20 protein-coding genes are annotated in these 24,997 nt (G+C 68.8%); 11 read left to right on the top strand and 9 right to left on the bottom strand.

Annotated elements, in window-relative coordinates:
- Positions 1–51: 51 nt before the first annotated feature.
- From IO36_RS01460 to IO36_RS47880, 3 genes are all read right to left on the bottom strand, one after another.
- Positions 52–1,557 (bottom strand): glycosyltransferase family 87 protein, encoded by a 1,506-nt coding sequence (locus tag IO36_RS01460; RefSeq protein ID WP_037614999.1) that lies wholly within the window; start codon positions 1,555–1,557, stop codon positions 52–54.
- Between the two features lie 108 nt (positions 1,558–1,665).
- Positions 1,666–4,068: a transglycosylase domain-containing protein gene (locus IO36_RS01455; RefSeq protein WP_037614997.1), complete on the bottom strand. Its 2,403-nt coding sequence runs from the start codon at positions 4,066–4,068 to the stop codon at positions 1,666–1,668.
- The gene (locus tag IO36_RS47880; RefSeq protein WP_245173082.1) at positions 4,065–4,244 is read right to left on the bottom strand and encodes a hypothetical protein; all 180 of its coding nucleotides are present in this window, start codon (positions 4,242–4,244) and stop codon (positions 4,065–4,067) included. The genes IO36_RS01455 and IO36_RS47880 overlap by 4 nt, the downstream gene beginning before the upstream one ends.
- 568 nt (positions 4,245–4,812) lie before the next feature.
- Between IO36_RS47880 and IO36_RS01445 the strand changes: the two genes are divergently transcribed.
- The 4 genes from IO36_RS01445 (at position 4,813) to IO36_RS01430 (ending at position 8,554) form a co-directional block, all read left to right on the top strand.
- Entirely contained in the window at positions 4,813–5,496 is a 684-nt protein-coding gene (locus IO36_RS01445) for a PadR family transcriptional regulator (RefSeq protein ID WP_037614993.1), read from the top strand.
- A 44-nt stretch (positions 5,497–5,540) separates the two neighbouring features.
- Positions 5,541–6,623, top strand: coding sequence for an inositol-3-phosphate synthase (locus IO36_RS01440; protein ID WP_037614991.1), 1,083 nt, complete (start codon positions 5,541–5,543; stop codon positions 6,621–6,623).
- A 79-nt stretch (positions 6,624–6,702) separates the two neighbouring features.
- Positions 6,703–7,965 (top strand): MFS transporter, encoded by a 1,263-nt coding sequence (locus IO36_RS01435; RefSeq protein ID WP_037614990.1) that lies wholly within the window; start codon positions 6,703–6,705, stop codon positions 7,963–7,965.
- Between the two features lie 112 nt (positions 7,966–8,077).
- The gene (locus tag IO36_RS01430) at positions 8,078–8,554 is read left to right on the top strand and encodes an LppU/SCO3897 family protein (RefSeq protein WP_037614987.1); all 477 of its coding nucleotides are present in this window, start codon (positions 8,078–8,080) and stop codon (positions 8,552–8,554) included.
- A gap of 100 nt (positions 8,555–8,654) precedes the next feature.
- Here the strand turns inward: IO36_RS01430 and IO36_RS01425 are convergent, their stop codons facing one another.
- The gene (locus tag IO36_RS01425) at positions 8,655–10,121 is read right to left on the bottom strand and encodes a CCA tRNA nucleotidyltransferase (RefSeq protein WP_078942939.1); all 1,467 of its coding nucleotides are present in this window, start codon (positions 10,119–10,121) and stop codon (positions 8,655–8,657) included.
- 236 nt (positions 10,122–10,357) lie between these two features.
- Between IO36_RS01425 and IO36_RS01420 the strand changes: the two genes are divergently transcribed.
- From IO36_RS01420 to trxA, 7 genes are all read left to right on the top strand, one after another.
- Positions 10,358–12,784 carry a DUF6049 family protein gene (locus tag IO36_RS01420; protein WP_037614983.1) on the top strand — a complete coding sequence of 809 codons (2,427 nt, stop codon included), beginning with the start codon at positions 10,358–10,360 and terminating at the stop codon, positions 12,782–12,784.
- A gap of 46 nt (positions 12,785–12,830) precedes the next feature.
- A complete protein-coding gene (gene murJ / locus IO36_RS01415; protein WP_037614980.1) occupies positions 12,831–15,065 on the top strand; it encodes a murein biosynthesis integral membrane protein MurJ in 2,235 nt (744 codons plus the stop codon).
- Positions 15,066–15,183: 118 nt separating this feature from the next.
- Positions 15,184–16,902, top strand: a complete 1,719-nt coding sequence (locus IO36_RS01410) for a protein kinase family protein (protein WP_037614979.1) — start codon at positions 15,184–15,186, stop codon at positions 16,900–16,902.
- Positions 16,903–16,931: 29 nt separating this feature from the next.
- On the top strand, positions 16,932–17,660 hold the full coding sequence (gene sigM, locus IO36_RS01405) for an RNA polymerase sigma factor SigM (protein ID WP_037614978.1): 729 nt from the start codon (positions 16,932–16,934) through the stop codon (positions 17,658–17,660).
- Positions 17,657–18,565: a hypothetical protein gene (locus tag IO36_RS01400; RefSeq protein ID WP_037614975.1), complete on the top strand. Its 909-nt coding sequence runs from the start codon at positions 17,657–17,659 to the stop codon at positions 18,563–18,565. The genes sigM and IO36_RS01400 overlap by 4 nt, the downstream gene beginning before the upstream one ends.
- Positions 18,566–18,734: 169 nt before the next feature.
- Positions 18,735–19,694 (top strand): thioredoxin-disulfide reductase, encoded by a 960-nt coding sequence (gene trxB, locus IO36_RS01395; RefSeq protein ID WP_037614973.1) that lies wholly within the window; start codon positions 18,735–18,737, stop codon positions 19,692–19,694.
- Positions 19,695–19,743: 49 nt separating this feature from the next.
- Entirely contained in the window at positions 19,744–20,076 is a 333-nt protein-coding gene (trxA, locus tag IO36_RS01390; protein WP_037614971.1) for a thioredoxin, read from the top strand.
- A 94-nt stretch (positions 20,077–20,170) separates the two neighbouring features.
- Here the strand turns inward: trxA and IO36_RS01385 are convergent, their stop codons facing one another.
- From IO36_RS01385 to IO36_RS01365, 5 genes are all read right to left on the bottom strand, one after another.
- Positions 20,171–20,788 (bottom strand): GNAT family N-acetyltransferase, encoded by a 618-nt coding sequence (locus tag IO36_RS01385; protein ID WP_037614969.1) that lies wholly within the window; start codon positions 20,786–20,788, stop codon positions 20,171–20,173.
- A gap of 327 nt (positions 20,789–21,115) precedes the next feature.
- Positions 21,116–22,210, bottom strand: a complete 1,095-nt coding sequence (locus IO36_RS01380) for a ParB/RepB/Spo0J family partition protein (RefSeq protein ID WP_037614968.1) — start codon at positions 22,208–22,210, stop codon at positions 21,116–21,118.
- Positions 22,207–23,280 (bottom strand): ParA family protein, encoded by a 1,074-nt coding sequence (locus IO36_RS01375; RefSeq protein ID WP_078942938.1) that lies wholly within the window; start codon positions 23,278–23,280, stop codon positions 22,207–22,209. The genes IO36_RS01380 and IO36_RS01375 overlap by 4 nt, the downstream gene beginning before the upstream one ends.
- Before the next feature lie 362 nt (positions 23,281–23,642).
- Complete coding sequence (rsmG, locus tag IO36_RS01370; protein ID WP_037614966.1) at positions 23,643–24,359, bottom strand: 16S rRNA (guanine(527)-N(7))-methyltransferase RsmG; 717 nt, start codon at positions 24,357–24,359, stop codon at positions 23,643–23,645.
- Between the two features lie 118 nt (positions 24,360–24,477).
- Positions 24,478–24,987 (bottom strand): Jag family protein, encoded by a 510-nt coding sequence (locus IO36_RS01365; RefSeq protein ID WP_037614965.1) that lies wholly within the window; start codon positions 24,985–24,987, stop codon positions 24,478–24,480.
- Positions 24,988–24,997: the final 10 nt, after the last annotated feature.

The raw sequence follows: 24,997 nt of genomic DNA, 5'->3' as shown, positions 1-24,997 counted from the left end.
CCGTGTACGGCCTTTCGCGTGCCTCTTGCGGCCCCCGCCTGCCCTGTTCGCTCAGAGCGAACGGTCTCCGGGTGCCGCGTCCTCGCGCCATTCGATCCGGGGGTCGCCGTCGAAATGCGCCGCGTGCCGCCGCGGACGGGCGGCCGGGCCGAGGACGAAGACGTCCTCTGCGCCGTCGAGGACGCCGCCCGCCGGATCGTCCTCGCCCCCGCGGCGCACCACGTCGCGCTCCGGCATGAAGATGTCCCGCACCACGACCGCGCACAGGTACAGCGTTCCCAGCAGGTGGACGGCGATGGCGACCTGGTAGCCGTCGGTCGGCAGTCCCTTGTGGGCGTCACCGCTGGTCGTGTACGCGAGGTACATCCAGATCCCGAGGAAGTACCCGACCTCGCACGCCTGCCAGACGAGGAAGTCCCGCCAGCGCGGCCGGGCCAGCACCGCGAGCGGGACCAGCCAGAGCACGTACTGCGGCGAGTAGACCTTGTTCGTGAGGATGAAGGCCGCGACGATCAGGAAGGCGAGCTGGGCGAAGCGGGGGCGGCGCGGGGCCGTGAGCGTGACGGCCGCCAGACCCGCGCAGATGATCACCATCAGGACCAGCGCCCAGGTGTTGGCCGTGTCCGGTGTGATCGCGATCTTCATCCACTGCGAGACGAACAGGAAGACCGAGCCGAAGTCGACGCCGCGGTCGTGGCTGAAGCTGTAGAACTTCGCCCAGCCCTCGGGCGCGAGGTACATGACCGGAACGTTCACGACCAGCCAGGCACCGACGGCGCCGAGCAGCGCCGTACCGAACTCCCGCCACTTCCCGGTGCGCCAGCACAGCAGGAAGAGCGGTCCGAGGACCAGGAACGGGTAGAACTTGGCGGCCGTGGCGAGCCCGATGAGGACACCGAAGGCGAGAACCCGGCCGCGGGACCACATGAGCAGGGCGGCGGCCAGCAGGGCCACCGCGAGCAGGTCCCAGTTGATCGTGGCCGTGAGCGCGAAGGCGGGTGCCAGGGCGACCAGGAGGCCGTCCCAGGGGCGACGGCGCTGGGTGCGCGCGGTGCACACGGCGATGACGGCGGCGCAGGCCATCAGCATCCCCGCGTTGACCATCCAGTAGACCTGCTCCTGGTGCTGGATGGTCCCGCCGCCCGGGGTGAGCCAGGCCGCGACCTCCATGAACACACCGGTGAGCACCGGGTACTCGAGGTAGTCCATGTCGCCGGGGATCTTGTCGAAGTACGGCACGAGACCGTCGGCGAAACCGCGCCCCTGATAGAGGTGCGGGATGTCCGAGTAGCACGCGTGCGTGTACTGAGAACTGGCTCCGAAGAACCACCCGCCGTCGTAGCAGGGGATCTTCTGGATCATGCCGAGCGCGAACATGCCGATCATCACCAGGGCGACGACCCGCACGGGCGTCCACCAGGACGTCCCGAGCAGCGCCCGCCGCCCGATGGGGCCGCCGATCAGCTCACTGCCGCCGGCGGCGACTTCGTCGTCCTGGGTCGGCCGCACCAGCTCCGGCTCGTGCTCGCTCGCTCGCGTCGTCTCTGCACTGGGCATGCCGCACATCCTGCCGTACGTGTCTGAGAACCGAAGCAGGGATGACCCTGAAACGGCTTCGCGCGTGCGCCCCGAAGGTGCGCACGCGCGAAGGATGGCCGTCGACCGTCAGCCGGTGCCTCCGAAGAGGCCGCCGTTGCCGTTGCCGTTTCCTCTGGTGCTGCCGGTACTGGTCGTCGCCGTCGGCGACGTGGTCACACCGCCATCGGTGCCGCCTGTGTCCGTACCGCCCGTGTCCGTGCCACCGGTGTCCGTGCCGCCGGTGTCCGTCCCGCCGTCGTTGTTCTGGCAGCGGAAGTCGAACTTCCTGCAGGTCTCGGTCGCCGAGGGCGTGGGAGACGTGAGCGTCGCGCTCGGGGTCGGGCTCGGGCTCTCGGTCGCGCTCTCGGTGGCCGAGGGCGTCGGCGTCGGGCTCGGGGCGTCGTTGAGGATCGTCCCGATGTCCTCGGGCACCGGGAAGGCCTCGGCCTTCTGGCCCTTGAGCGCCTCCATCATGTAGTCCCGCCAGATCTGGGACGGGAACGAGGCACCGTGGATGGTCTTCTCGCCACCCGTGCCGTACATCTGGAGGAACTGGCGGTTCTTGTTGGTCTCGTCGTCGTCCAGGCGGTACATGCCGATCGCCGTGGACAGCTGCGGGGTGTAGCCGACGAACCAGGCGGACTTGTTGCCGTCGGTCGTACCGGTCTTGCCCGCCACCTGACGGCCCGGGAGCTGGGCGTTGGTACCGGTGCCCTTCTCGACCACGGTCTTCAGGACGTCGGTGACGTTGTCGGCGACGGCCGGGGTGAAGGCGTCCACCGTCTTCGCGACGCTGTCGTGCTGGAAGACCGTGCCGTCCGCGTTGGTCACCTTCTCGACCGAGTACGGGTCCCGCTGCTTGCCGCTGGCCGCGAACGTGGCGTACGCCCCGGCCATACGGATCGCGCTCGGCGAGGAGGTGCCCAGGGAGAACGAGGGGAACCGGGAGCTCGCGAGGCTCGACTCCTTGATGCCGGCGCGCAGGACCGAGTCCTTCACCTTGTCCAGGCCGACGTCCATGCCCAGCTGGACATAGGCGGAGTTGACGGACTCGCGCATCGCCTCACGCAGGTCGATCTGGTACGAGGGCGGGTTGTACGACTGCTGGCCGTCGTTCTGCTGCAGCCACTCCCGGCCCTTGTCGTCCTTCCAGTCGGTCCGGTCGTAGTCCTTGATCTTGAGCTTGTTCTTGCCGCTGTACAGGCTCTTCGGCGACACGATGGTGCGTTCGTCCTGCGCCTGTTCCTCGCGCCCGTCGGGATTCCTCACACCCCAGGTCATGGCGGCCGCCAGCACGAAGGGCTTGAACGTCGAACCCACCTGGGCGCCGGTCTGGTCGGCGTTGTCGGTGAAGTGCTTCGTCGCGTCCGAACCGCCGTAGATGGCGACGATCGCGCCGGTCTTCGGATCGACGGACGCGCCGCCGAACTGGACGAACTTGTCGTTCTTCGGCCGCAGCTTCGGCTTGATGTTGGCCTTCTGCACCTTCTTCACCGCGGCTTCGAGCGCGTCGACCTTCGCCTTGTTGAAGGTCGTGTGAATCTGGTACCCGCCCCGCCGGAGGCTCGTCTCGGTGATCCCGGTGTCTTTGCTGTTGTTGACCAGGTACGAGTTGACCAGGTCGACCAGATAACCGATCTGTCGGCCCAGTGCGGCGTTCGACCGCGGGGGCTGGATCGTGGGGAACGTGGTGATCTTGGCGCGGGTGGCCGCGTCCAGGCGGCCGTCCTTGACCTCCTCGTCGAGGATCCACTTCCAGCGGGCCTCGGCGCGCCTGCGGTTGTTCTCGGGAGTGGCGGACGGGTCGATCGACACAGCGCCCGCGGGGTCGTAGTACGTGGCGCCCTTGAGCACGGCCGCCAGGAAGGCGCACTGGCTCGGGGTCAGACGCGTCGCGTCCTTGTTGAAGTACGCGTGCGCGGCGGCCTGGATCCCGTAGGCGTTACGCCCGTAGTAGGCGGAGTTCAGGTAGCCCGCCATGATGTCTTCCTTGGGCACCTTGGCCCCGACCTTGATCGAGACGAAGAGCTCCCGGAGCTTGCGGGAGACCGTCTGCGACTGGTCCTCGAGCATCGCGTTCTTCACGTACTGCTGGGTGATGGTGGAGCCACCCTGGGTCTGGCCGCCCTTGGCCATGTTCACGAAGGCGCGGGCGATACCCATCGGGTCGACACCGCTGTCGGACTCGAACGTCTTGTTCTCGGCCGACATCACCGCCCACCGCATCTCCTTGGGGATCTCGGCGTAGCCGATGATCTGGCGGTTGGCCTCACCGCCGGTGGCGACCATCTCGCTGCCGTCGGCCCAGTAGTAGACGTTGTTCTGCGCCTTGGCGGTCTTGCCGATGTCCGGAATGCCCACCAGGGCGTACCCGACACCGGCGGCCGCGACCAGGCTGCCCATGAAGCCGATGAACAGGCCGGTCACGAGCTTCCAGGACGGCACCCAGCGCGAGGCGCCGTACCGGCCGGCACGCGGGTAGTCGATCATGCGCTTCTTGGCGGGCTCGGGAGCGCGGCCGCGGCCGCGTCCGGGACCGCCCGGGCCCTGGGGACCGCCACGTCGGCCGCCCCCTCCTCCAGGACCTCCAGGAACTCCGGGACCTCCTTGGCCCGCGCCGTCGGCGGCTCTGCGCCGGCCTCCGCCGCTTCCACGCTGCGTGGCACGCCGCGCCTCGGCACGGCTGCCGTACGGGGTCTCGTCTCCCCCCGAGCGGCCATACGGATCGGAAGGGGGCCCGGTGACGTCTCGCGGTGCATCGCGGCGGCCTGCGGACGGACCTGCCTGCGGCTGGCCGCGCCGGGCCGCGGCACGTCCGCCGCCCTGCGGCTGCGGCGGTTTGCGACGGTGCTCGCTCATCGAACGATTACTCCTCGGGCAGGCGCACCTTTGCGCGCCTGGAAACGGCGGCTGGTTTCCGGTCCCCCCGAAGTACGGATGCGGTCGATTGCGCATTCACCCGTACTGCACCAAAGACGTTGACGTACTCAGACGTCACTCGGTTCCCGGTGGTCTCCATCCCGCACAGAGTACGCACCGTCAAAACACACCTAGCACCGAAATTCACCCCAAATCAGGCAACTTGCTTCGTATGAATCGGTGATGTGACGCCGTTCACTCTGCTCCCTCTTGTCGCATCCACAAGGTCGTTCTATCGTGCTGATGTATCGAGTCGATACATCAGCACGGCATAAAGACCGCGCCGACGAGGCGAGCGACAGGGAGGAGGCGACGATGAGCCGGCGTGCCGGGATCCTCGAGTTCGCCGTACTCGGCCTGCTCCGCGAGTCCCCGATGCACGGCTATGAGCTGCGCAAACGACTCAATACGTCACTGGGTGTGTTCCGTGCCTTCAGTTACGGAACGCTGTACCCCTGCCTCAAGACGCTGGTCGCCAACGGCTGGTTGATCGAGGAAGAAGGATCCACGCCCGAAGACGCCCTGTCGGCAACACTCGCGGGGCGTCGCGCCAAGATCGTCTACCGATTGACGGCGGAAGGTAAGGATCACTTCGAGGAGCTTCTCGCGCAGACGGGTCCCGACGCGTACGAGGACGAGCACTTCGCTGCTCGCTTCGCGTTCTTCGGGCAGACGTCACGCGATGTACGCATGCGCGTACTGGAAGGTCGCCGCAGCCGTCTGGAGGAGCGCCTCGAGAAGATGCGCGCCTCGCTGGCGCGCACCCGGGAGCGCCTCGACGACTACACGCTTGAGCTCCAGCGCCACGGAATGGAGTCCGTGGAGCGCGAAGTGCGCTGGCTGAACGAGCTCATCGAGAGCGAGCGGGCCGGACGGGACGTCAAGCGTCCCGGCTTCGAAGGTTCCGCTCAGCAGGACAACACATCTGGAGAGACGGGCGGCCTGCCCCGGCACCGGGACAGCCCCCGGCCGGATCCGTCCGACGACACCGCCACGTGAGACCCCGCTCGGGGTTTCACCGATAGACACAGGGAGCAACCGGAATGGGTTCGGTTCGCGTAGCCATCGTCGGCGTGGGCAACTGCGCCGCCTCGCTGGTTCAGGGCGTCGAGTACTACAAGGACGCCGACCCGGCGACCAAGGTGCCCGGCCTGATGCACGTCCAGTTCGGCGACTACCACGTCGGTGACGTCGAGTTCGTCGCCGCGTTCGACGTCGACGCGAAGAAGGTCGGCCTCGACCTCTCCGACGCCATCGGTGCCAGCGAGAACAACACCATCAAGATCTGCGACGTCCCGAACAAGGGCGTCACGGTCCAGCGCGGTCACACCCTGGACGGTCTCGGCAAGTACTACCGCGAGACCATCGAGGAGTCCGCCGAGGCGCCGGTCGACGTCGTCCAGATCCTCAAGGACAAGCAGGTCGACGTCCTGATCTGCTACCTGCCCGTCGGTTCCGAGGCCGCGGCGAAGTTCTACGCCCAGTGCGCCATCGACGCCAAGGTCGCCTTCGTCAACGCTCTCCCGGTCTTCATCGCCGGCACCAAGGAGTGGGCGGACAAGTTCACCGAGGCGGGCGTCCCGATCGTCGGCGACGACATCAAGTCGCAGGTCGGCGCCACCATCACCCACCGTGTGATGGCGAAGCTGTTCGAGGACCGCGGTGTCCGTCTCGAGCGCACCATGCAGCTCAACGTGGGCGGCAACATGGACTTCAAGAACATGCTGGAGCGCGACCGCCTCGAGTCGAAGAAGATCTCGAAGACGCAGGCCGTCACCTCGCAGATCCCCGACCGTGAGCTGGGCGAGAAGAACGTCCACATCGGTCCCTCGGACTACGTGGCCTGGCTCGACGACCGCAAGTGGGCCTACGTCCGCCTCGAGGGCCGTGCCTTCGGTGACGTCCCGCTGAACCTGGAGTACAAGCTCGAGGTCTGGGACTCCCCGAACTCGGCCGGTGTCATCATCGACGCCCTGCGCGCCGCGAAGATCGCCAAGGACCGCGGTATCGGCGGCCCGATCCTCTCCGCGTCGAGCTACTTCATGAAGTCCCCGCCGGTCCAGTACTTCGACGACGAGGCCTTCGCCAACGTCGAGAAGTTCATCAAGGGCGAGGTCGAGCGCTAAAGCACACTTTTCGTGCGCGCTGTCGAGGGTCCCCGGGCTTACCGCCCGGGGACCCTCCTCGTATGTGAGGCTGTGCCCCATGGCCGTCGTGCGTGACCTGCGCGTCCTCCTGCGCTTCCAGGGATTCAGACGACTCCTCGGGGTGCGGCTGCTGTCCCAGGGCGCCGACGGCGTCTATCAGGTCGCGCTGGCCACCTACGTGGTCTTCTCCCCGGAGAAACAGACCTCGGCGGCCTCCATCGCCTCCGCCATGGCGGTGCTGCTCCTCCCTTACTCCCTCGTCGGTCCCTTCGCGGGCGTCCTGCTGGACCGATGGCGGCGGCGGCAGGTCTTCCTGTACGGCAATCTGCTGCGCGCGGCACTGGCGTGCGGGACGGCCGTCCTGATGCTGAGCCGGACACCGGACTGGCTCTTCTACACCTCCGCGCTCTGTGTCACCGCCGTCAACCGCTTCGTCCTGGCCGGACTGTCGGCCTCGCTGCCCCGGGTCGTCGACAGGGACCGTCTGGTCGTGGCCAACTCGCTCTCGCCGACCGCCGGCACCCTCGCGGCCACCGCCGGTGCGGCCCTCGCCTTCGCCGTACGACTGGTCGCCGCCGACTCCGACGCGGCGGTGGTCCTGCTGGGAGCGGCCCTGTACCTGTGCGCGGCCCTCGCCTCGCTGCGCCTGGCCCCGGAGCTCCTCGGACCGGACCGTGACCTGGTCCGCCCGTACGTGGGGACCGCCCTCGCCGGGACCGCCCGGGGCCTCGCCGCGGGAGTGCGCCATCTCGCGGAGCCTCCGCGCAGGGAGGCCGCCTGGGCCCTGATGACAATGACCTTGATGCGCTTCTGCTACGGCGCCCTGACGGTCATGGTGCTGATGCTCTGCCGCTACGCGTGGACGTCCGGCTCTGACGGCGGGCTCGCGCTCCTGGGGCTGGCCGTGGGCGTCTCGGGAGCCGGCTTCTTCGTCGCGGCCGTGGTGACGCCCTGGGCGGCCGGACGGCTGGGCCCGGGCCGCTGGATCGCCGTCTGCGCCGGCGCCGCCGCGGTTCTGGTCCCCGCGCTCTTCCTTCCGTTCGCGCCCACCCCCACCCTGGTCGCCGCCCTCGTCCTGGGCGTGACCACCCAGGGGGCGAAGATCGCCACGGACACGATCGTGCAGTCCTCGGTGGAGGACGGATTCCGCGGCCGGATCTTCTCCGTCTACGACGTCCTGTTCAACGTCGCCTTCGTCGGCGCGGCCGCGGTAGCCGCGCTGATGCTGCCTTCTGACGGACGGTCCGTTTCCCTCGTCCTCACGGTGGCCGCTGTCTACGCGTCAATTGCGGCTGCTATGGCCCGCTTTGAGCTCCAGTAAGTGTCACATCAGTGCCACAGAGCCCCATCCGACCCCTGCGTTGTCACAGGAGACCGCTAACTTACGTAGGTCTTACGTTCGCTTCACGCATCTAGGTTCCAGGGGGACCCCCGTGACAACTCCGCCGCCTCAGGGCCAGAACCCGTTCGCGCAGGGGCAGCCGCCCCAGGGCCAGGCGCCGTACGGCCAGCAGCCGCCGCAGGGATACCCGCAGCAGCCGGGCCAGCCCGGGTTCCCGCAGCAGGCCGGCTACGCCCCGGTTCCGCCGGAGCGCCCGAAGCGCCCCATCAAGCAGTACCTGCGGGGCGGCGTCGCCGTGGTTGTCGTCATAGCCGCCGCCGTGGGCTGGTTCGCGAGCCGGCACGACCCGGACACCGCCAAGGTCGGCGACTGCATGAGCATCAGCAACCCGGACAGCTCCACGGACCCGGGCCTGAAGGTCGTGGACTGCGGTGACTCGAAGGCGAAGTTCAAGGTCGCCCAGAAGAAGAGCGACAACTCGGGCTGCGACCGCACCAAGTACGCCGAGTACACCGAGACGGGTAAGAACGACTTCACCCTCTGCCTGGAGGAGCTGTCCTCCAAGTAGCACCTGCATCAACGCGAAGGGGCGGTGTTTCACGTGAAACACCGCCCCTTCGCGTTGCCCGGCGTCGATGTTTCACGTGAAACATCGACGCCGGCTCTGCTCAGCCTTGCTCGGCCCACCACTCCTTGAGGGCCGTCACCGCGGCGTCGTGCTCCATCGGCCCGTTCTCCAGGCGCAGCTCCAGCAGGAACTTGTAGGCCTGGCCGATCGCGGGGCCGGGGCCGATGCCCAGGATCTCCATGATCTCGTTGCCGTCGAGGTCGGGGCGGATCGCGTCGAGCTCTTCCTGCTCCTTGAGCTGGGCGATGCGCTCCTCCAACCCGTCATAGGCGCGGGAGAGAGCGGTCGCCTTGCGCTTGTTGCGCGTGGTGCAGTCCGAGCGGGTCAGCTTGTGGAGGCGGTCGAGGAGCGGGCCCGCGTCCCGTACATAGCGACGCACGGCGGAGTCCGTCCACTCGCCGGTGCCGTACCCGTGGAACCGCAGATGCAGTTCGACCAGACGTGAGACGTCCTTGACGAGGTCGTTCGAGTATTTGAGCGCCGTCATCCGCTTCTTGGTCATCTTGGCGCCCACCATCTCGTGGTGATGGAAGGACACCCGCCCGTCCTGCTCGAAGCGGCGCGTGCGCGGCTTACCGATGTCGTGCAGCAGCGCGGCGAGCCTGAGGGTCAGGTCGGGCCCGTTCTCCTCCAGCGCCATCGCCTGCTCCAGGACGATCAACGTGTGCTCGTAGACGTCCTTGTGCCGGTGGTGTTCGTCACGCTCCAGCCGCAGTGCGGGAAGCTCGGGGAGTACATGCTCCCCGAGTCCCGTGTCCACGAGCAGCGTCAGACCCTTGCGGGGGTGGGCGGACAGGATCAGCTTGTTCAGTTCGTCCCGCACCCGCTCCGCGGAGACGATCTCGATCCGGCCGGCCATGTCCTTCATGGCCGCGACGACCTCGGGGGCCACCTCGAAGTCGAGCTGCGCGGAGAACCGTGCGGCACGCATCATCCGCAGCGGATCGTCGGAGAACGACGCCTCGGGGGTGCCCGGGGTCCGCAGAACACGGGCGGCCAGGTCGTCGAGACCGCCGTACGGGTCGATGAACTCCTTCTCCGGCAGCGCCACGGCCATCGCGTTCACCGTGAAGTCGCGGCGCACGAGGTCTTCCTCGATCGAGTCGCCGTAGGAGACCTCCGGCTTGCGCGAGGTCCGGTCGTACGCCTCGGAGCGGTATGTCGTGATCTCGATCTGGAAGGACTGCTCCGCGTCGTCCACGCGGGCGTTCTTCTGCGCCCCGACCGTGCCGAAGGCGATGCCGACCTCCCACAGAGCGTCCGCCCAGGGCCGGACGATCTTCAGTACGTCCTCGGGCCGGGCGTCCGTCGTGAAGTCCAGGTCGTTGCCGAGCCGACCGAGGAGCGCGTCCCGGACCGAGCCGCCGACCAGGGCGAGCGAGAACCCGGCCTCCTGGAAACGGCGGGCGAGCTCGTCGGCGACAGGGGACACCCGCAGCAGTTCGCTCACCGCGCGGCGCTGCACCTGGCTCAGGGCACTGGAATTGTCTTCGTTGGCGTTCGGCACAACAGAAAAGGGTACGTGGCCGGAGCCCCGGGGAGCGCCCGGATAAATTGCCCACCGGTGCCCCGCACCCGCGCCCCATATTTTTTCGCGGGCAGAATACGCGCACATACAGGACCGTGGGCCCCCATACCCGATCTTGCGGACCACTCCGCGGCACTTACTCTCAGCGCACCTCGTTACCATGCGTGGACGCACATTCCGACGACCACTGACGACGACGAGGGACGGGCGAGCGCGTGGCCGAGGCGGCAGACTTCCAAGGGACCAGTCCCTCACCTGCCCGCCGGTGGCTCCGGCGCAGCGGTGCACTGCTGGCCGGGGCCCCGCTGCTGGCCGGGCTGCTCCAGCTGCCCCTGAGCACGCCCTCCCAGGCCGCGGAGACCGCTTCCGCGGCCGCCGCGGGGTCCTCCGGGCCCGTGGACATCAGCCTCGACTCGCTGAGCCCCAGCGCCCCCGCCGACGGCGACACGGTCACGGTCTCGGGCTCGGTCACCAACACGGGCAAGCAGGCCGTCACGGACGCGCACGTGGGCATCCGCGTGGGCCCGACCCTGAACACCCGCACCGCCATCGACACCGTCGCCCGGCGCACGAGCTTCCAGCCCGGCGTCGACCCGCTGGAGGTCGGGGGCAAGTACGTCGCGAAGGTCACCAAGCTCCCCGCGGGCGGCTCGCAGCACTTCAGCATCTCGGTACCGGTCAAGGACCTCGACCTCGGCACCGACGGCGTCTACCAGCTCGGTGTGTCGCTCACGGGCCGGACCACCGCGCAGCCGTGGGACCAGGTGCTCGGGATCGAGCGGACCTTCCTGCCGTGGCAGCCCGAGGGGTCGGACACCAAGACCAAGACGACGTATCTGTGGCCGCTGATCTCCACCGTGCACCTCACGGCGGAGACCGGCTCGGACGCCCAGCAGACGCCCGTCTTCAAGAACGACGACCTGGCCAAGGAGATCTCCGCGGGAGGCCGGCTGGAGCAGCTCCTGTCGCTGGGCAGCCAGCTCGACGTCACCTGGGTCCTGGACCCCGACCTGCTGGCCTCCGTCGACGCGATGAGGGGCGGCTACCGCATCCAGCAGGCGGACGGCACGACCGTCGCCGGGAAGAACCAGGCGGTCGCCAACGCCTGGCTCGACAAGCTGGAGAAGACGGTCCAGGGCCAGAGCATCGTCGCCCTGCCCTTCGCCGACCCCGACCTCGCCTCGCTGGCCCACCACGGCAAGGACGTGACCGGTTCGCTGAGCCACCTCAAGGACGCCACCGACGTGGCGGCCGACACGGTCGAGACGATCGTCCATGTGAAGCCGAGCACGGAGTTCGCCTGGCCCGCCGACGGCGCGGTGGACCCGTCGATCATCAAGGTGGCCACGTCGGCCGGCGCGGACAAGGTCATCGCCCGCAGCGACAGCCTGCGCGAGACCGGCGGCCTGTCCTACACGCCCTCCGCCGCCCGTCCCATCGGCGGCGGAACCACGGCGGTCGTCGCGGACGAGCGCATGTCGACCGCGTTCCAGGGCGACATGATGAAGGCGGACGACTCGACGCTCGCCGTCCAGAAGTTCCTCGCGCAGAGCCTCATGATCAACCTGCAGGAGTCGAAGAACGAGCGCAGCATCGTCGTCGCTCCGCAGCGCATGCCCACGACGAGCCAGGCCCAGTCCATGGCCCAGGCGCTGACCGCGCTCCAGCAGGGGAACTGGTCGCAGCCGCAGAGCCTCACGGAGGCAGCCAAGGCCAAGCCGGACCCCGGTGCCACCACGAAGGTCCCCTCGGCGTCCTCGTACCCGTCGTCGCTGCGCCACCGTGAACTGCCGCGCTCGGCGTTCGAGAGGATCCAGGCCACCCAGGCCAAGCTGGACACGTTCCGCATGATCCTGACCGACGAGTCCCGCGTGGTCACACCGTTCGGACGGGCCATAGACCGGGGCATGTCCGCCTCCTGGCGCGGCCGGGCCCCCGAGGCGGCGGACTTCCGGCAGGGTGTGGAGACGTACCTCGACGGCCTCATGGGCCTGGTGCACCTCATCCAGAAGTCGGACGCGAAGCTGTCCGGGCGCAGCGCCACGATCCCCGTGACGGTCCAGAACAACCTCGTGCAGGGCGTCGGCCATCTGGTGCTGCGCCTCACCTCGCAGCAGCCCACCCGCCTCAAGATCGGCGACGGCCCGTACGACGAGCAGCGGATCCAGGTCGCGGGCGAGCACAGCCAGTCGGTCAAGTTCACGACGTCCACCAAGGCCAACGGCCCGGTGCAGGTCGTCGCCCAGCTCTACACCGAGGACGGCCAGCCGTACGGGGACCCGATTCCCTTCGAGGTGAAGGTCACCGAGATCACCTCCACCGTGATGCTCGTCATCGGTGGCGGCGTCCTGCTTCTCGTGCTCGCCGGTTTCCGGATGTACACGCAGCGTAAGCGCGCGGGGGCCCGGCAGGCCGAGGAGGACGCCGGGAGCCCCGAGGACGGTCCCGAGGCAGGGGGCGAGAGCAAGGCCGCGGAAGGCACCGTGGACACTGACTCCACCGAAGACTCCGAGGCCGGTTCCGAACAGGCTTCCGGCCCGGAGTCCGGGGCAGACGACCCGGAGCAGCCGAGTGACCCATCACCGGACACCGCACCGGAAAGCGCCGACCCGTCCGGCACGGGTGAGAGAGTGGACCGTTGAGCGATGTCGTGGCCGGTTGGCCCGGGGACGATGAGGTGGGGTAACCATGAACGCGCCGTACGACGGTGACCGCGGCCAGGGCGCGGGATCCTCGGGCTACCCCGAGGACTACCCGGACCGGGACGCGGGCCGCCCCGGCCACCCCGAGGGCACGCCGGAGACCGCTCAGATGCCGCCGGGCTCGCCCGCGGACATGTACCTCCAGGACGCCTACGACCAGGACCCCTACCGGGCCCAGGACCTCTCGGCCCAGGACCCGGTGGCCGAGGCGCTGTACGACCGTGCCGCCCACCCCCCGCCGGCGCCGGGCTCGTACGCGCCCCAGCAGCCCCTGTACTCGCAGCCGCCCGCCGCGCAGTACGCACCCGACCCCCGGCTGTGGGCCCAGACGCCCGCTCCGGAGCCGTCCGGCCCGACGCGCCACCTCCCTTACGGCGACGACGCCCGGACCACCCAGTACGTGGGCGTGGACGATCTGGTCACCCAGGCCGGCGAGGAACAGCATGAGCCCGACGCCTTCGCTCATCTCTTCCGTGACCAGCAGCAGGGCGGCGTCCGCCAGGGCTATGCCGCCTCCGCCGCGGTCCCGGCACCGGCCCCCGAGCCGGCTCCGGCCCCTCAGCCGCCCGCGGCCGCTCCGGCGAAGTCCGGCGGCCGCGCCTCCGGCTTGCTGAAGTCGAGCGCCGTCATGGCGGCGGGCACCCTGGTGTCCCGTCTCACCGGCTTCGTCCGGACCATGATCATCACCGCCGCCCTGGGCGCGGCGACCCTCGGTGACGCCTGGACCGTCGCCTACACCCTGCCGACGATGATCTACATCCTGACCGTCGGCGGCGGCCTCAACTCGGTCTTCGTGCCCCAGCTCGTGCGCTCCATGAAGGAGGACGACGACGGGGGCGAGGCCTACGCCAACCGCCTGCTGACCCTCGTCATGGTCGCCCTCGGTGTGATCGTCACGGCCGCCGTCTTCATCGCGCCGCTGCTGATCCAGCTGATGTCGTCGCCCATCGCGAGCGACCCCGCGGCCAACAACGTGGCGGTCACCTTCGCCCGCTACTGCCTGCCCACGATCTTCTTCATGGGCGTGCACGTGGTCATGGGCCAGATCCTCAACGCCCGCGGGAAGTTCGGCGCGATGATGTGGACCCCGGTCCTGAACAACATCGTCATGATCTTCACCTTCGGCATGTTCCTATGGGTCTACGGCACCGCCCGCCACTCCGGCATGACGGTGACCAACATCCCGCCGGACGGCGTGCGCCTGCTGGGCGTCGGCACCCTGCTCGGCCTGGTCGTCCAGGCCACGGCGATGGTCCCCTATCTGCGCGAGGCCGGCTTCCGGTTCCGTCCCCGCTTCGACTGGCGTGGCCACGGTCTCGGCAAGGCCATCAAGCTCGCCAAGTGGACCGTGCTCTTCGTGCTCGCCAACCAGGCCGGCGTCCTCGTCGTCACGCAGCTGGCCACCGCGGCGGGCAAGGCCTCCGGCAAGAGCGGTGCGGGCATCATGGCCTACGCCAACGCCCAGCTGATCTGGGGCATGCCGCAGGCGATCATCACCGTCTCCGTCATGGCGGCCATGCTCCCGCGGATCTCGCGAGCGGCCCACGACGGAGACCCGGGCGCCGTCCGGGACGACATCTCACAGGGTCTGCGGACCTCGGCGGTCGCGATCGTCCCGGTGGCCTTCATGTTCCTCGCCCTGGGCATCCCCATGTGCACCCTGCTCTTCGGCTCCAGCGGCATCGAGTCCGCCGAGTCCCAGGGCTACGTCCTCATGGCCTTCGCGCTCGGTCTGATCCCGTTCTCCGTGCAGTACGTGGTCCTGCGCGGCTTCTACGCCTACGAGGACACCCGCACCCCCTTCTACAACACGGTCATCGTGGCCGCCGTCAACGCGGCCGCCTCGGCCGTCTGTTACCTGGTGCTGCCCGCGCAGTGGGCGGTCGTCGGCATGGCCGGCGCGTACGGGCTCGCGTACGCCGTGGGCGTCGGGGTCGCCTGGCAGCGGCTGCGCAGGCGCCTGGGCGGCGACCTGGACGGCGCCCGCGTGCTGCGCACGTACGCCCGTCTGTGCCTGGCCTCCGTCCCTGGCGCCGTGGTGGGCGGCGCCGTAGGCTTCGCGATCACCCAGGTCCTCGGACACGGCGCGATCGGTTCGATCGCGGCGCTCGTCCTCGGATCGGCCGCCCTGCTCGGGGTCTTCTACGTCGCGGCGCGCAAGATGCGCATCGAAGAACTCAACTCAATGGTCGGAATGGTCCGCGGGCGCCTGGGGCGCTGAGGCGGGGGTACGCGCACAACCATCGTCCGTCGCCGTGTGTCGTGCATAGCGCCGGACTGTGGGCACAATTGGTTTCTGCGTCGGACAGCGCGCAATGGATGGGGAGGCAGGGACGACGGTGGCGGAACGGAGCACGGCTGCCGTCGACGTGGCAGACAACAGCGGTGACGAGCCGCTGACCGCCAAGGCGGACCAAACCACGTCCGACGGGGTGGCCCTCGACCAGGAGCGGGACACGGACAGCGAAGAGGCACAGGGGAGCGGCGGGACCGAGGGTCCCGGAAAGGCCTCACCGCCCGAACTGCACAGCGGTTACAAACTCGCCAGGCGCTACCGCCTCGAAGAGTGCGTCACCCGACTGGACGGTTTCAGCAGTTGGCGCGCGATGGACGAGAAGCTCCGCCGCGCCGTCGGAGTCCATCTGCTTCCCGCCGATCATCCGCGCGCACGCTCGGTGCTGGCGGCGGCCCGTTCCTCCGCCCTGCTGGGCGATCCCCGGTTCGTCCAGGTCCTGGACGCGGTCGAGGAGAACGACCTCGTGTACGTGGTGCACGAGTGGCTGCCGGACGCCACGGAGCTCACCGCCCTCCTCGCCTCAGGACCCCTCGAGGTGCACGAGGCGTACCAGATGGTCAGTCAGGTCGCGGGGGCCATGGCCGCCGCGCACCGCGAAGGCCTCGCACACCTCAAGCTGACCCCGGGCGCCGTGCTGCGCACGTCGACGGGCCAGTGGCGCATCCGCGGGCTCGCCGTGAACGCCGCGCTGCGCGGCATCAGTTCCGACACCCCGCAGCGCACCGACACGGAAGCGATCGGCGCACTCCTGTACGCCGCACTCACCCAGCGCTGGCCCTACGAGAACGACGCCTACGGCCTGTCCGGCCTGCCCAAGGGCGTCGGTCTCATCGCGCCCGACCAGGTGCGCGCAGGCGTCCACCGCGGCCTGTCCGAGCTCGCCATGCGCGCGCTCGCCAACGACGGCGCGACCGCCTCCCGCCACGAGTCCCCGTGCACCACGCCGGAGGAGCTGGTGAAGGCGATCGGCGAGATGCCCCGCATCCGCCCGCCGGAGCCCGCGTTCACCGCGCCGCCCGAGTACCAGCGCACGACGTACCAGCAGGGCACCTACGGCCGTCAGGCGCCGCGTCCCGGCGTCACCCAGCCCCTGCCGTCTCCGCCGCCCCCGCTGCAGAGCCGTACCGGCACGGCCCTGAAGTGGGCCGTCTCGGCCCTCCTCATCGCCGCCCTGGGTCTGGGCAGCTGGCAGCTCGCGGACGCGCTCATGCACCAGGACAAGCCCGACGACACCAAGAAGACCCAGACGACCGACGGCAACGAGAAGAGCGGCAACAAGACCACGCCGGTCAGGCCGATCACGATCAAGGACGCCCAGGAGTACTACCCGGACGGCAAGCCCCAGCACCCGTCCGACGTGAAGCTCACCTACGACGGTGACAGCACGACGTACTGGCGGACCTACTCGTACAGCGGCGGTCCCGTCCTGGCGCCGTACAAGGAGGGCGTGGGCATCGTCTACGACCTCGGGTCCACGCAGAGCCTGTCCGCGGCCTCGATAGGGCTGAACTACGGCGGCAACCGCACGACGATGTCGCTGTACGCCGCCGACTCGATGTCGTCGTCGGCGCCCATCGGCTCCATGACGAAGATCACGGGCCCCACCAGCACCTCAGGAAACCTGCTGAAGCTCTCCGCGGCCAAGCCGGTGAAGACGCGTTATGTGCTGGTGTGGATCACCGCAGCCCCCTACTCGGGCAAGGACGAGTACAGCGGCGCCGGCTACAAGCAGGCGATCACGGACGTGAAGTTCAGCGGCTGACGCTCGTCGACGGAGGGGAGGGGGGTCCGATGGCCGATGAAGCCGCACAGGGCGGTACGAGCGATCAGGACCTCCTGGCCCGCCACGTCGAAGGCGATCCGGACGCCTTCGGTGAGCTTGTACGGCGCCATCGCGACCGGCTGTGGGCCGTGGCCCTGCGAACGCTGGGAGACCGCGAGGAGGCCGCTGACGCCGTCCAGGACGCGCTCGTCTCGGCCTACCGGGCCGCCCACACCTTCCGGGGCCAGTCGGCCGTCACGACCTGGCTGCACCGCATCACGGTGAACGCCTGCCTGGACCGGGCCCGCAAGGCCGCCTCCAGGAAGACCTCCCCCGTCGACGACACCCAGCGGCTGGAGCAGCTCCTGGAGCCGCACGAGTCCGCCGCGGCCCCGGCCGAACGCAATGACCTCCACCGCGAACTCATCGGCGCTCTGGGCACGCTTCCCCCCGACCAGCGGGCCGCGCTCGTCCTCGTCGACATGCAGGGCTACCCCGTCGCGGAGGCGGCCCGCATCCTCGACGTCCCGACCGGCACGGTGAAGAGCCGCTGCGCCCGGGGCAGAGCCAGACTCCTTCCCCTCCTCACCCATCTCCGCGCGAAGAGCCCGGACGAGGAGAAGAAGAAGTCGGGCGGCGGACGGAACCGGACGCAGGGGACATCCGTCCCACCCGCAGCGGGAGCTCACGAGCCGGGACCCCGCGACACGGGGCCAAGCGATTCAGCTGCTGTGAAGGGCGGAGGTGGGCGGGCGTGACATCCACGACGGACAAGGCCGGACACCCGGACGTCGCGGAAATCTCCGACCTCACCGAAGGTCTGCTCTCGCTCTCCCGCGCCGAGGAGGTTCGGCACCACCTCGGCACATGTGTGCTCTGCTCGGACGTGTACGACTCCCTGGAGGAGATCCGCGATCTCCTCGGCACCCTGCCGGGCCCCTCACGGATGCCCGACGATGTGGCCGAACGCATCAACGCGGCTCTGGCCGCCGAAGCTCTGCTGGGCGCAACGGCCCCCGACGAGGCGGCCGACGCGGACGCCGACCGAGCCCATGTTTCACGTGAAACGTCGACCGTCGGCAGCCCGTCGGGGCATCCCCGCGGGGCCACCGGACCCGGCCGCCCCCATCGAGCACGTCGTGCCCGTCGCAGGACGGTCGTCCTCACCGGGGCCCTCGCAGCGGTGGCTCTGGGACTGGGAGCGATCCTGGTCCAGTCCCTGGGCGACGACGGGGCCGGCAAGACGACACAGACCGCCTCGGGGCACGAGTCGGGGGCACTGAAGACCTTCTCCGAGAAGTCGCTTCAGGGTGATGTCTCGGCCCTTCTCGCGAAGACCAAGAAGTCGGGTGACGGCTCGGCCAGCGCCAAGCCCTGGGGCATCCAGTCTCAGGACGCCGGAACGGAGTCGGGCGGCGTGAAGACGTTGATCACTCCCACCCCCGCCGTTCCCCAGTGCGTCCAGCAGGGAACCGGAGACCCCGGAGCACTCCTCGCCGCCAAGGAAGGATCGTTCCAGGGGAAGGGCGTCTATCTCCTGGTCGTCTCCGACAGCTCCGACACGACCAAGGTCACGGCGTACATCGTGGACGCGTCCTGTCAGAAGCAGTCCTCTCCGTCACCCGGCAAGCTGCTCCTGACGCGGTCGTACGCACGTTCCTGAGGGCGTCCCCGTCCGTCCGGCACCCGGTCCGCGTTGGCCCTGCCAAGGCATCTCCGTGTGCCCTGCCACAGCGGGAATTGAAGCCCCTTAGGATCCGTTGGGTGGGGTGAGAGTACTGAGAGATGCTCCCACCGGTACGCAGCAGTCTCCAGAGACGAGGAATCAAGCCGTGAGCGACGTCCGTAACGTGATCATCATCGGGTCTGGGCCCGCCGGCTACACGGCGGCGCTCTACACCGCGCGCGCGTCGCTGAAGCCGCTGGTCTTCGAAGGCGCCGTCACCGCAGGCGGTGCGCTGATGAACACCACCGAGGTCGAGAACTTCCCCGGCTTCCAGGACGGCATCATGGGCCCCGAGCTCATGGACAACATGCGCGCCCAGGCCGAGCGCTTCGGTGCCGAGCTGGTCCCGGACGACGTCGTCGCCGTCGACCTGACGGGTGAGATCAAGACCGTCACGGACACCGCGGGCACGGTGCACCGCGCCAAGGCCGTGATCGTCACGACGGGCTCGCAGCACCGCAAGCTCGGTCTGCCCAACGAGGACACCCTCTCCGGGCGTGGCGTCTCCTGGTGCGCGACCTGTGACGGCTTCTTCTTCAAGGACCACGACATCGCCGTGATCGGCGGTGGCGACACCGCGATGGAGGAGGCCACCTTCCTCTCCCGCTTCGCGAAGTCCGTCACCATCGTTCACCGCCGGGACAGCCTCCGTGCCTCCAAGGCGATGCAGGAGCGTGCCTTCGCCGACCCGAAGATCAAGTTCATCTGGGACAGCGAGGTCGCCGAGATCAAGGGCAACCCGAAGCTGGAGGGTCTGACGCTCCGCAACCTGAAGACCGGCGAGACCTCGGAGCTGCCGGTGACGGGTCTGTTCATCGCGATCGGCCACGACCCGCGCACCGAACTCTTCAAGGGCCAGCTCGACCTGGACGGCGAGGGTTACCTGAAGGTCTCCGCGCCTTCGACCCGCACCAACGTCACGGGTGTCTTCGGCGCCGGTGACGTCGTCGACCACACGTACCGCCAGGCGATCACCGCGGCCGGCACCGGCTGCTCCGCCGCCCTCGACGCCGAGCGCTACCTCGCCGCCCTTGCGGACAGCGAGACCGCGGCCGCCACCGTCTGATTCCCTCCCTCCTCCCTCCCCACCGCAGAAACAAGTTAAGGAGCCCGCCGTGGCCGGCACCCTCAAGAACGTGACCGACGACTCCTTCGAGCAGGACGTCCTCAAGAACGACAAGCCCGTCCTGGTGGACTTCTGGGCCGCCTGGTGCGGTCCGTGCCGCCAGATCGCCCCGTCGCTCGAGGCCATCGCCGCGGAGCACGGCGACAAGATCGAGATCGTCAAGCTCAACATCGACGAGAACCCGGCGACGGCCGCCAAGTACGGCGTCATGTCGATCCCGACCCTGAACGTCTACCAGGGTGGCGAGGTCGCCAAGACCATCGTCGGCGCCAAGCCGAAGGCCGCGATCGTGCGCGACCTCGAGGACTTCATCGCCGACTAGTCGTCGACGGCCGCGGACGCGGCAGCTGTTTCACGTGAAACACGAAGGGGCCGACCCACTCGGGTCGGCCCCTTCGCCGTGTCGTCGAGCACCGTCACAGTGGACGCAGCGCCGGCTCCTTCTGAACCGCTCCGAGGAGCCGGTCCAGTGCCAGTTCCACGTCTTCCTTCCAGGAGAGCGTCGTCCGCAGTTCCAGGCGCAGGCGGGGGTACCGGGCATGTGAGCGCACGGTCTTGAATCCCACCGCGACGAGATGGTCGGCGGGGAGCACGCAGGCGGGCTCTTTCCACCGGGCGTCTCCGAACGCCTCGATCGCCTTGAAGCCACGACGGAGGAGATCCTTGGCCACCGTCTGGACCATCACCCGGCCCAGTCCCTGACCCTGATAGCCCGGCATGATGAACGACGTCATGAGCTGGACCGCATCCGGTGCCACCGGGCTCGTGGGGAACGCCGTGGAGCGGGGGACATACGCCGGCGGCGCGTAGAGCACATAGCCCACCGGCACGTCGTCCACGTAGGCGACCCGGCCGCAGGATCCCCAGTCCAGCAGGACCGAGGAGATCCACCCTTCCTTCTCCAGGGTGCTCGTGCCCGCCTTTACCGCGGCTTCCCCGCTGACAGGATCCAGTTCCCAGAAGACGCACGCACGACAGCGTTGGGGAAGGTCCGGAAGGTTGTCCAGCGTGAGCGGTACGAACCGGCGCCCCATGAAGGCTGTTCCTCGCTTCCCTCGCCCGCGGCGTCACGGGCGGCTGTGAGATGGCTCCGCTCTCTGAGCAGGCTGCCGACGAACCCGCCGACCGCTCCCAGGCCCAGACCCGCGGTCACCAGTCCGGTACGGCTCACGGTCTGCATGACCCCCGCCTCCCCGATGAAGGTGCTGCCAGGTAAATGCGCCATACCCCATCGCATCGTATCCACGATGCGATTCCCTCGATACCGGCAGAAAGCAAAGAGCGGGCCGTGTTCCGGCTCTCGCCGGACACGGCCCGCTTCTGAGAGGACCGATCGGTCGTCGATCCACCGGAAGGCCGGCTCAGCCTTCCGCGTCGTCCGAATCGTCGTCCAGAAGGCTCTTCTGAAGGACGGGGCCCTCACCGGGAGCGAGGGAGCCGAGGATGCGCTCGAGGTCTTCCATCGAAGCGAACTCGACAGTGATCTTGCCCTTCTTCTGCCCCAGGTCGACCTTCACCCGGGTCTCGAAGCGGTCCGAGAGACGCGTCGCCAGATCGCTCAGCGCGGGAGAGACCCTGCTGCCGGCCCTCGGCCCCTTGGCACGCTGAGCCGTCTGCGGACGCGACCCCATCAGCGTCACGATCTCTTCCACGGCCCGCACCGAGAGCCCCTCGGCCACGATGCGGTGAGCCAGGCGGTCCTGCTCCTCCGAGTCGTCGACCGCGAGCAGTGCGCGAGCATGTCCTGCGGAGAGGACTCCGGCCGCCACACGACGCTGGACCGCAGGGGACAGCTTCAGCAGACGCAGGGTGTTGGAGACCTGCGGCCGCGACCGGCCGATCCGGTCGGCCAGCTGGTCGTGCGTGCAGTTGAAGTCCTTGAGCAGCTGGTCGTAGGCCGCCGCCTCTTCCAGCGGGTTCAGCTGAGCCCGGTGGAGGTTCTCCAGGAGAGCGTCCAGGAGAAGCTTCTCGTCCTCCGTGGCACGCACGATCGCCGGAATGGCTTCGAGCCCGGCCTCACGGCAGGCGCGGAAGCGGCGCTCGCCCATGATGAGCTCGTAGCGCCCGGAGGCCACCTGGCGCACGACGACGGGCTGGAGGAGACCGACCTCCTTGATGGAGGTGACCAGCTCGGCGAGAGCGTCCTCGTCGAAGATCTCACGCGGCTGACGCGGGTTGGGCGTGATGGCGTCGAGAGGCAGCTCGGCGAAATGGGCGCCGACCGGAGCCTGAAGCGACTCCAGCGATCCGACAACCGACGCCTCCTCCGTTTCATGTGAAACAGACGGCAGCGTTGTCACCTTCGCCGCCGCCACACCGCGCTCCGCGGTGATCACGGGACCGGCGGCCGGCGAGGAGGGTGCCCCACTCGCCGAGACGCCCGGCCGGTCACCTGTCGGAGCCGCTGGGATCAGCGCGCCAAGGCCCCGCCCCAGACCCCTTCGTCGGTCGCTCACTGGATCCCCTCCACCATGTTCTGATCGTTCTGTCCGCCCACATGGGCATGGTGCGCGTCGTACGCCACACCGACCCCTCGCAGGGCGATTTCGCGTGCTGCCTCAAGATACGAGAGAGCACCGCTTGAACCCGGATCGTAGGTCAGAACTGTCTGGCCATAACTCGGGGCCTCCGAGATACGTACCGAGCGAGGGATGCTCGTCCGCAGCACCTCCTTACCGAAGTGGCTGCGCACCTCCTCCGCGACCTGCGACGCGAGGCGGGTCCGTCCGTCGTACATGGTGAGCAGAATCGTCGAGACGTGGAGCTCCGGGTTGAGGTGCCCGCGGACCAGGTCGACGTTGCGCAGAAGCTGACCCAGGCCCTCGAGGGCGTAGTACTCGCACTGGATCGGGATGAGGACCTCTGCTCCGGCGACCAGCGCGTTGACGGTCAGCAGACCGAGCGACGGCGGGCAGTCGATGAGGACGTAGTCCAGCGGCTGCTCGTAGGCCAGGATCGCCCGGTCGAGCCGGCTCTCACGCGCCACCAGCGACACCAGCTCGATCTCCGCACCGGCGAGGTCGATGGTGGCAGGGGCGCAGAAGAGACCCTCGACATCAGGGACCGGCTGGACGACCTCGGAGAGCGGCTTGCTGTCGATCAGCACGTCATAGATCGACGGAACCTCGGCATGGTGATCGATCCCCAGCGCCGTGGAGGCATTGCCCTGAGGGTCGAGGTCGATCACCAGAACCCGGCCACCGTGCAGGGCCAGGGAGGCCGCAAGGTTGACCGTGGTCGTGGTCTTACCCACCCCACCCTTCTGGTTGGCGACCACGATGACTCGGGTCTGCTCGGGTCGTGGCAGACCCTCGCCGGCGCGACCTAGCGCCTCCACAGCCAGTTGGGCAGCACGACCGATGGGAGTGTCGTCCATCGGAGGCGGTGTTTCACGTGAAACATCCTCCCCCATCGACTCGGTACGGGGACCGGGGACCGGATCGGTCATCGGTCCCGCGATGTTGGCGTCGGACCGCAAGGATTCACTCTCCTCGACTTCAGGCTCGCAATGAACAGAGCCTCCCATGCCATTGGGGTCGTGAACCAGCGAGGCCCGTTGTTCTGTGGAGAAATCCACCTCTGTGGACAACTCCGGGGCCCCTCCGAGTGACCCGAGGGGCCTCCGCTCGCGGGGTTCGGCCGCAGCTCGGCCGCGACTGATGATGCCGTGCAACAGTGAGCGACGTTTCACGTGAAACAACGATGCCGAGCCGCTCAGGCCATCACGGCGCGACACTCCGATATGCACAGGTTTGTCAGCTTTTGCACAATCACTCCCCTTGGTGGGGTCGATCGCGAGGGAGTGAGAAACAACTCCTGGCACCGGACGGAAAACTCCCGGCCCCGCCGTGCGGGAACCGGGAGCAGCGATCCTCACCGCGCCATGGATCAGCGCCGGCGACGCGTCCGGCCCGTCCTGGCAGCCTTGGCCCGCTTGGCCGCGAACCGCACGCCGCCCGGGCTCTCGCCCACCTCGACCCGAACCACGGTGGACATCGGGTCCACGATGCCCTCACCGACCTGGAGGATGGAGGTCTCCACGGCGCCGAGCTTGCTGAGCGCGGTCGCAGAGGCCTTCAGCTCCTCCTCGGCGGTGTCGCCCTTGAGCGCCAGCATCTCCCCGTACGGGCGCAGCAGCGGGATGCCCCACGTAGCCAGCCGGTCGAGCGGCGCGACCGCCCGGGCCGTCACCACGTGGACCGGCTGCACCTTCCCCATGACCTCCTCGGCGCGGCCGCGCACGACGGTCACATGGTCGAGGCCGAGCAGTTCCACGACCTCGGTCAGGAAGTTGGTCCGGCGCAGCAGCGGCTCCAGCAGGGTGATCTTGAGGTCCTCGCGGACGAGCGCCAGCGGGATGCCAGGCAGCCCCGCCCCGGAGCCGACGTCGCACACGGTCACGCCCTCCGGCACGACCTCGGAGAGCACCGCGCAGTTCAGCAGGTGCCGCTCCCAGAGCCGGGGGACTTCACGGGGGCCGATCAGCCCACGCTGGACTCCCGCCTCGGCCAGCAGCTCCGCGTACCGGACCGCGTCCGCGAAGCGATCACCGAATACCTCACGCGCCTGCTCGGGCGCGGGGGGAAGCTCCGCTGCCTCCGTCACGGGGGACCGTCCTTCCGTACCGCTTGAGCGCACTGAGCGCTGATCACCAGGACTATCAGGCTGACAAAATTCGGCCCCGTCTGCGCAACAGACGGGGCCGAAGGAACGTACGTACCGATCAGGCGGGGAGCACGACGACGAAGCGCTGCGGCTCCTCGCCCTCAGACTCGCTGCGCAGGCCCGCGGCCTTGACCGCGTCGTGCACGACCTTGCGCTCGAAGGGCGTCATCGGGTCCATCTTGACCGGCTCACCGGAACTCTTGACCTCGGCGGCGGCCTTGGCACCCAGCTCGGTGAGCTCCTCGCGCTTCTTGGCCCGGAAACCGGCGATGTCCAGCATCAGCCGGCTGCGGTCACCGGTCTCCCGGTGCACGGCCAGACGCGTGAGCTCCTGGAGCGCCTCCAGCACCTCGCCGTCGCGGCCGACCAGCTTCTGCAGGTCTCGACCGCCCGAGTCGCTGATGATCGAGACAGCGGCGCGGTCGGCCTCGACGTCCATGTCGATGTCGCCGTCGAGATCGGCGATGTCGAGCAGACCCTCGAGGTAGTCCGCCGCGATCTCGCCCTCCTGCTCCAGGCGGGTCAGGGTGTCGCCCTCAGCGGCGGCGGAGGTGGTGCCTTCCGTCACGGGATGGACT

Origin of the sequence: Streptomyces aureus (assembly GCF_000725495.1) — a bacterium.
Lineage (GTDB): Bacteria > Actinomycetota > Actinomycetes > Streptomycetales > Streptomycetaceae > Streptomyces > Streptomyces aureus_B.
Note: the sequence above shows the minus strand (reverse complement) of the source record. Positions and strands in the feature narration are given on the sequence as shown.

What these genes read in the sequence shown, in the direction of transcription:
- sigM (WP_037614978.1), top strand. Translation starts at nt 16,932, where the DNA reads ATGGCCGATGAAGCCGCACAGGGCGGTACGAGCGATCAGGACCTCCTG.
- IO36_RS01435 (WP_037614990.1), top strand. Translation starts at nt 6,703, where the DNA reads ATGGCCGTCGTGCGTGACCTGCGCGTCCTCCTGCGCTTCCAGGGATTC.
- murJ (WP_037614980.1), top strand. Translation starts at nt 12,831, where the DNA reads ATGAACGCGCCGTACGACGGTGACCGCGGCCAGGGCGCGGGATCCTCG.
- IO36_RS01385 (WP_037614969.1), bottom strand. Translation starts at nt 20,788, where the DNA reads ATGGGGCGCCGGTTCGTACCGCTCACGCTGGACAACCTTCCGGACCTT.
- IO36_RS01460 (WP_037614999.1), bottom strand. Translation starts at nt 1,557, where the DNA reads ATGCCCAGTGCAGAGACGACGCGAGCGAGCGAGCACGAGCCGGAGCTG.
- IO36_RS01440 (WP_037614991.1), top strand. Translation starts at nt 5,541, where the DNA reads ATGGGTTCGGTTCGCGTAGCCATCGTCGGCGTGGGCAACTGCGCCGCC.
- IO36_RS01455 (WP_037614997.1), bottom strand. Translation starts at nt 4,068, where the DNA reads ATGATCGACTACCCGCGTGCCGGCCGGTACGGCGCCTCGCGCTGGGTG.
- IO36_RS01445 (WP_037614993.1), top strand. Translation starts at nt 4,813, where the DNA reads ATGAGCCGGCGTGCCGGGATCCTCGAGTTCGCCGTACTCGGCCTGCTC.
- IO36_RS01375 (WP_078942938.1), bottom strand. Translation starts at nt 23,280, where the DNA reads ATGGGAGGCTCTGTTCATTGCGAGCCTGAAGTCGAGGAGAGTGAATCC.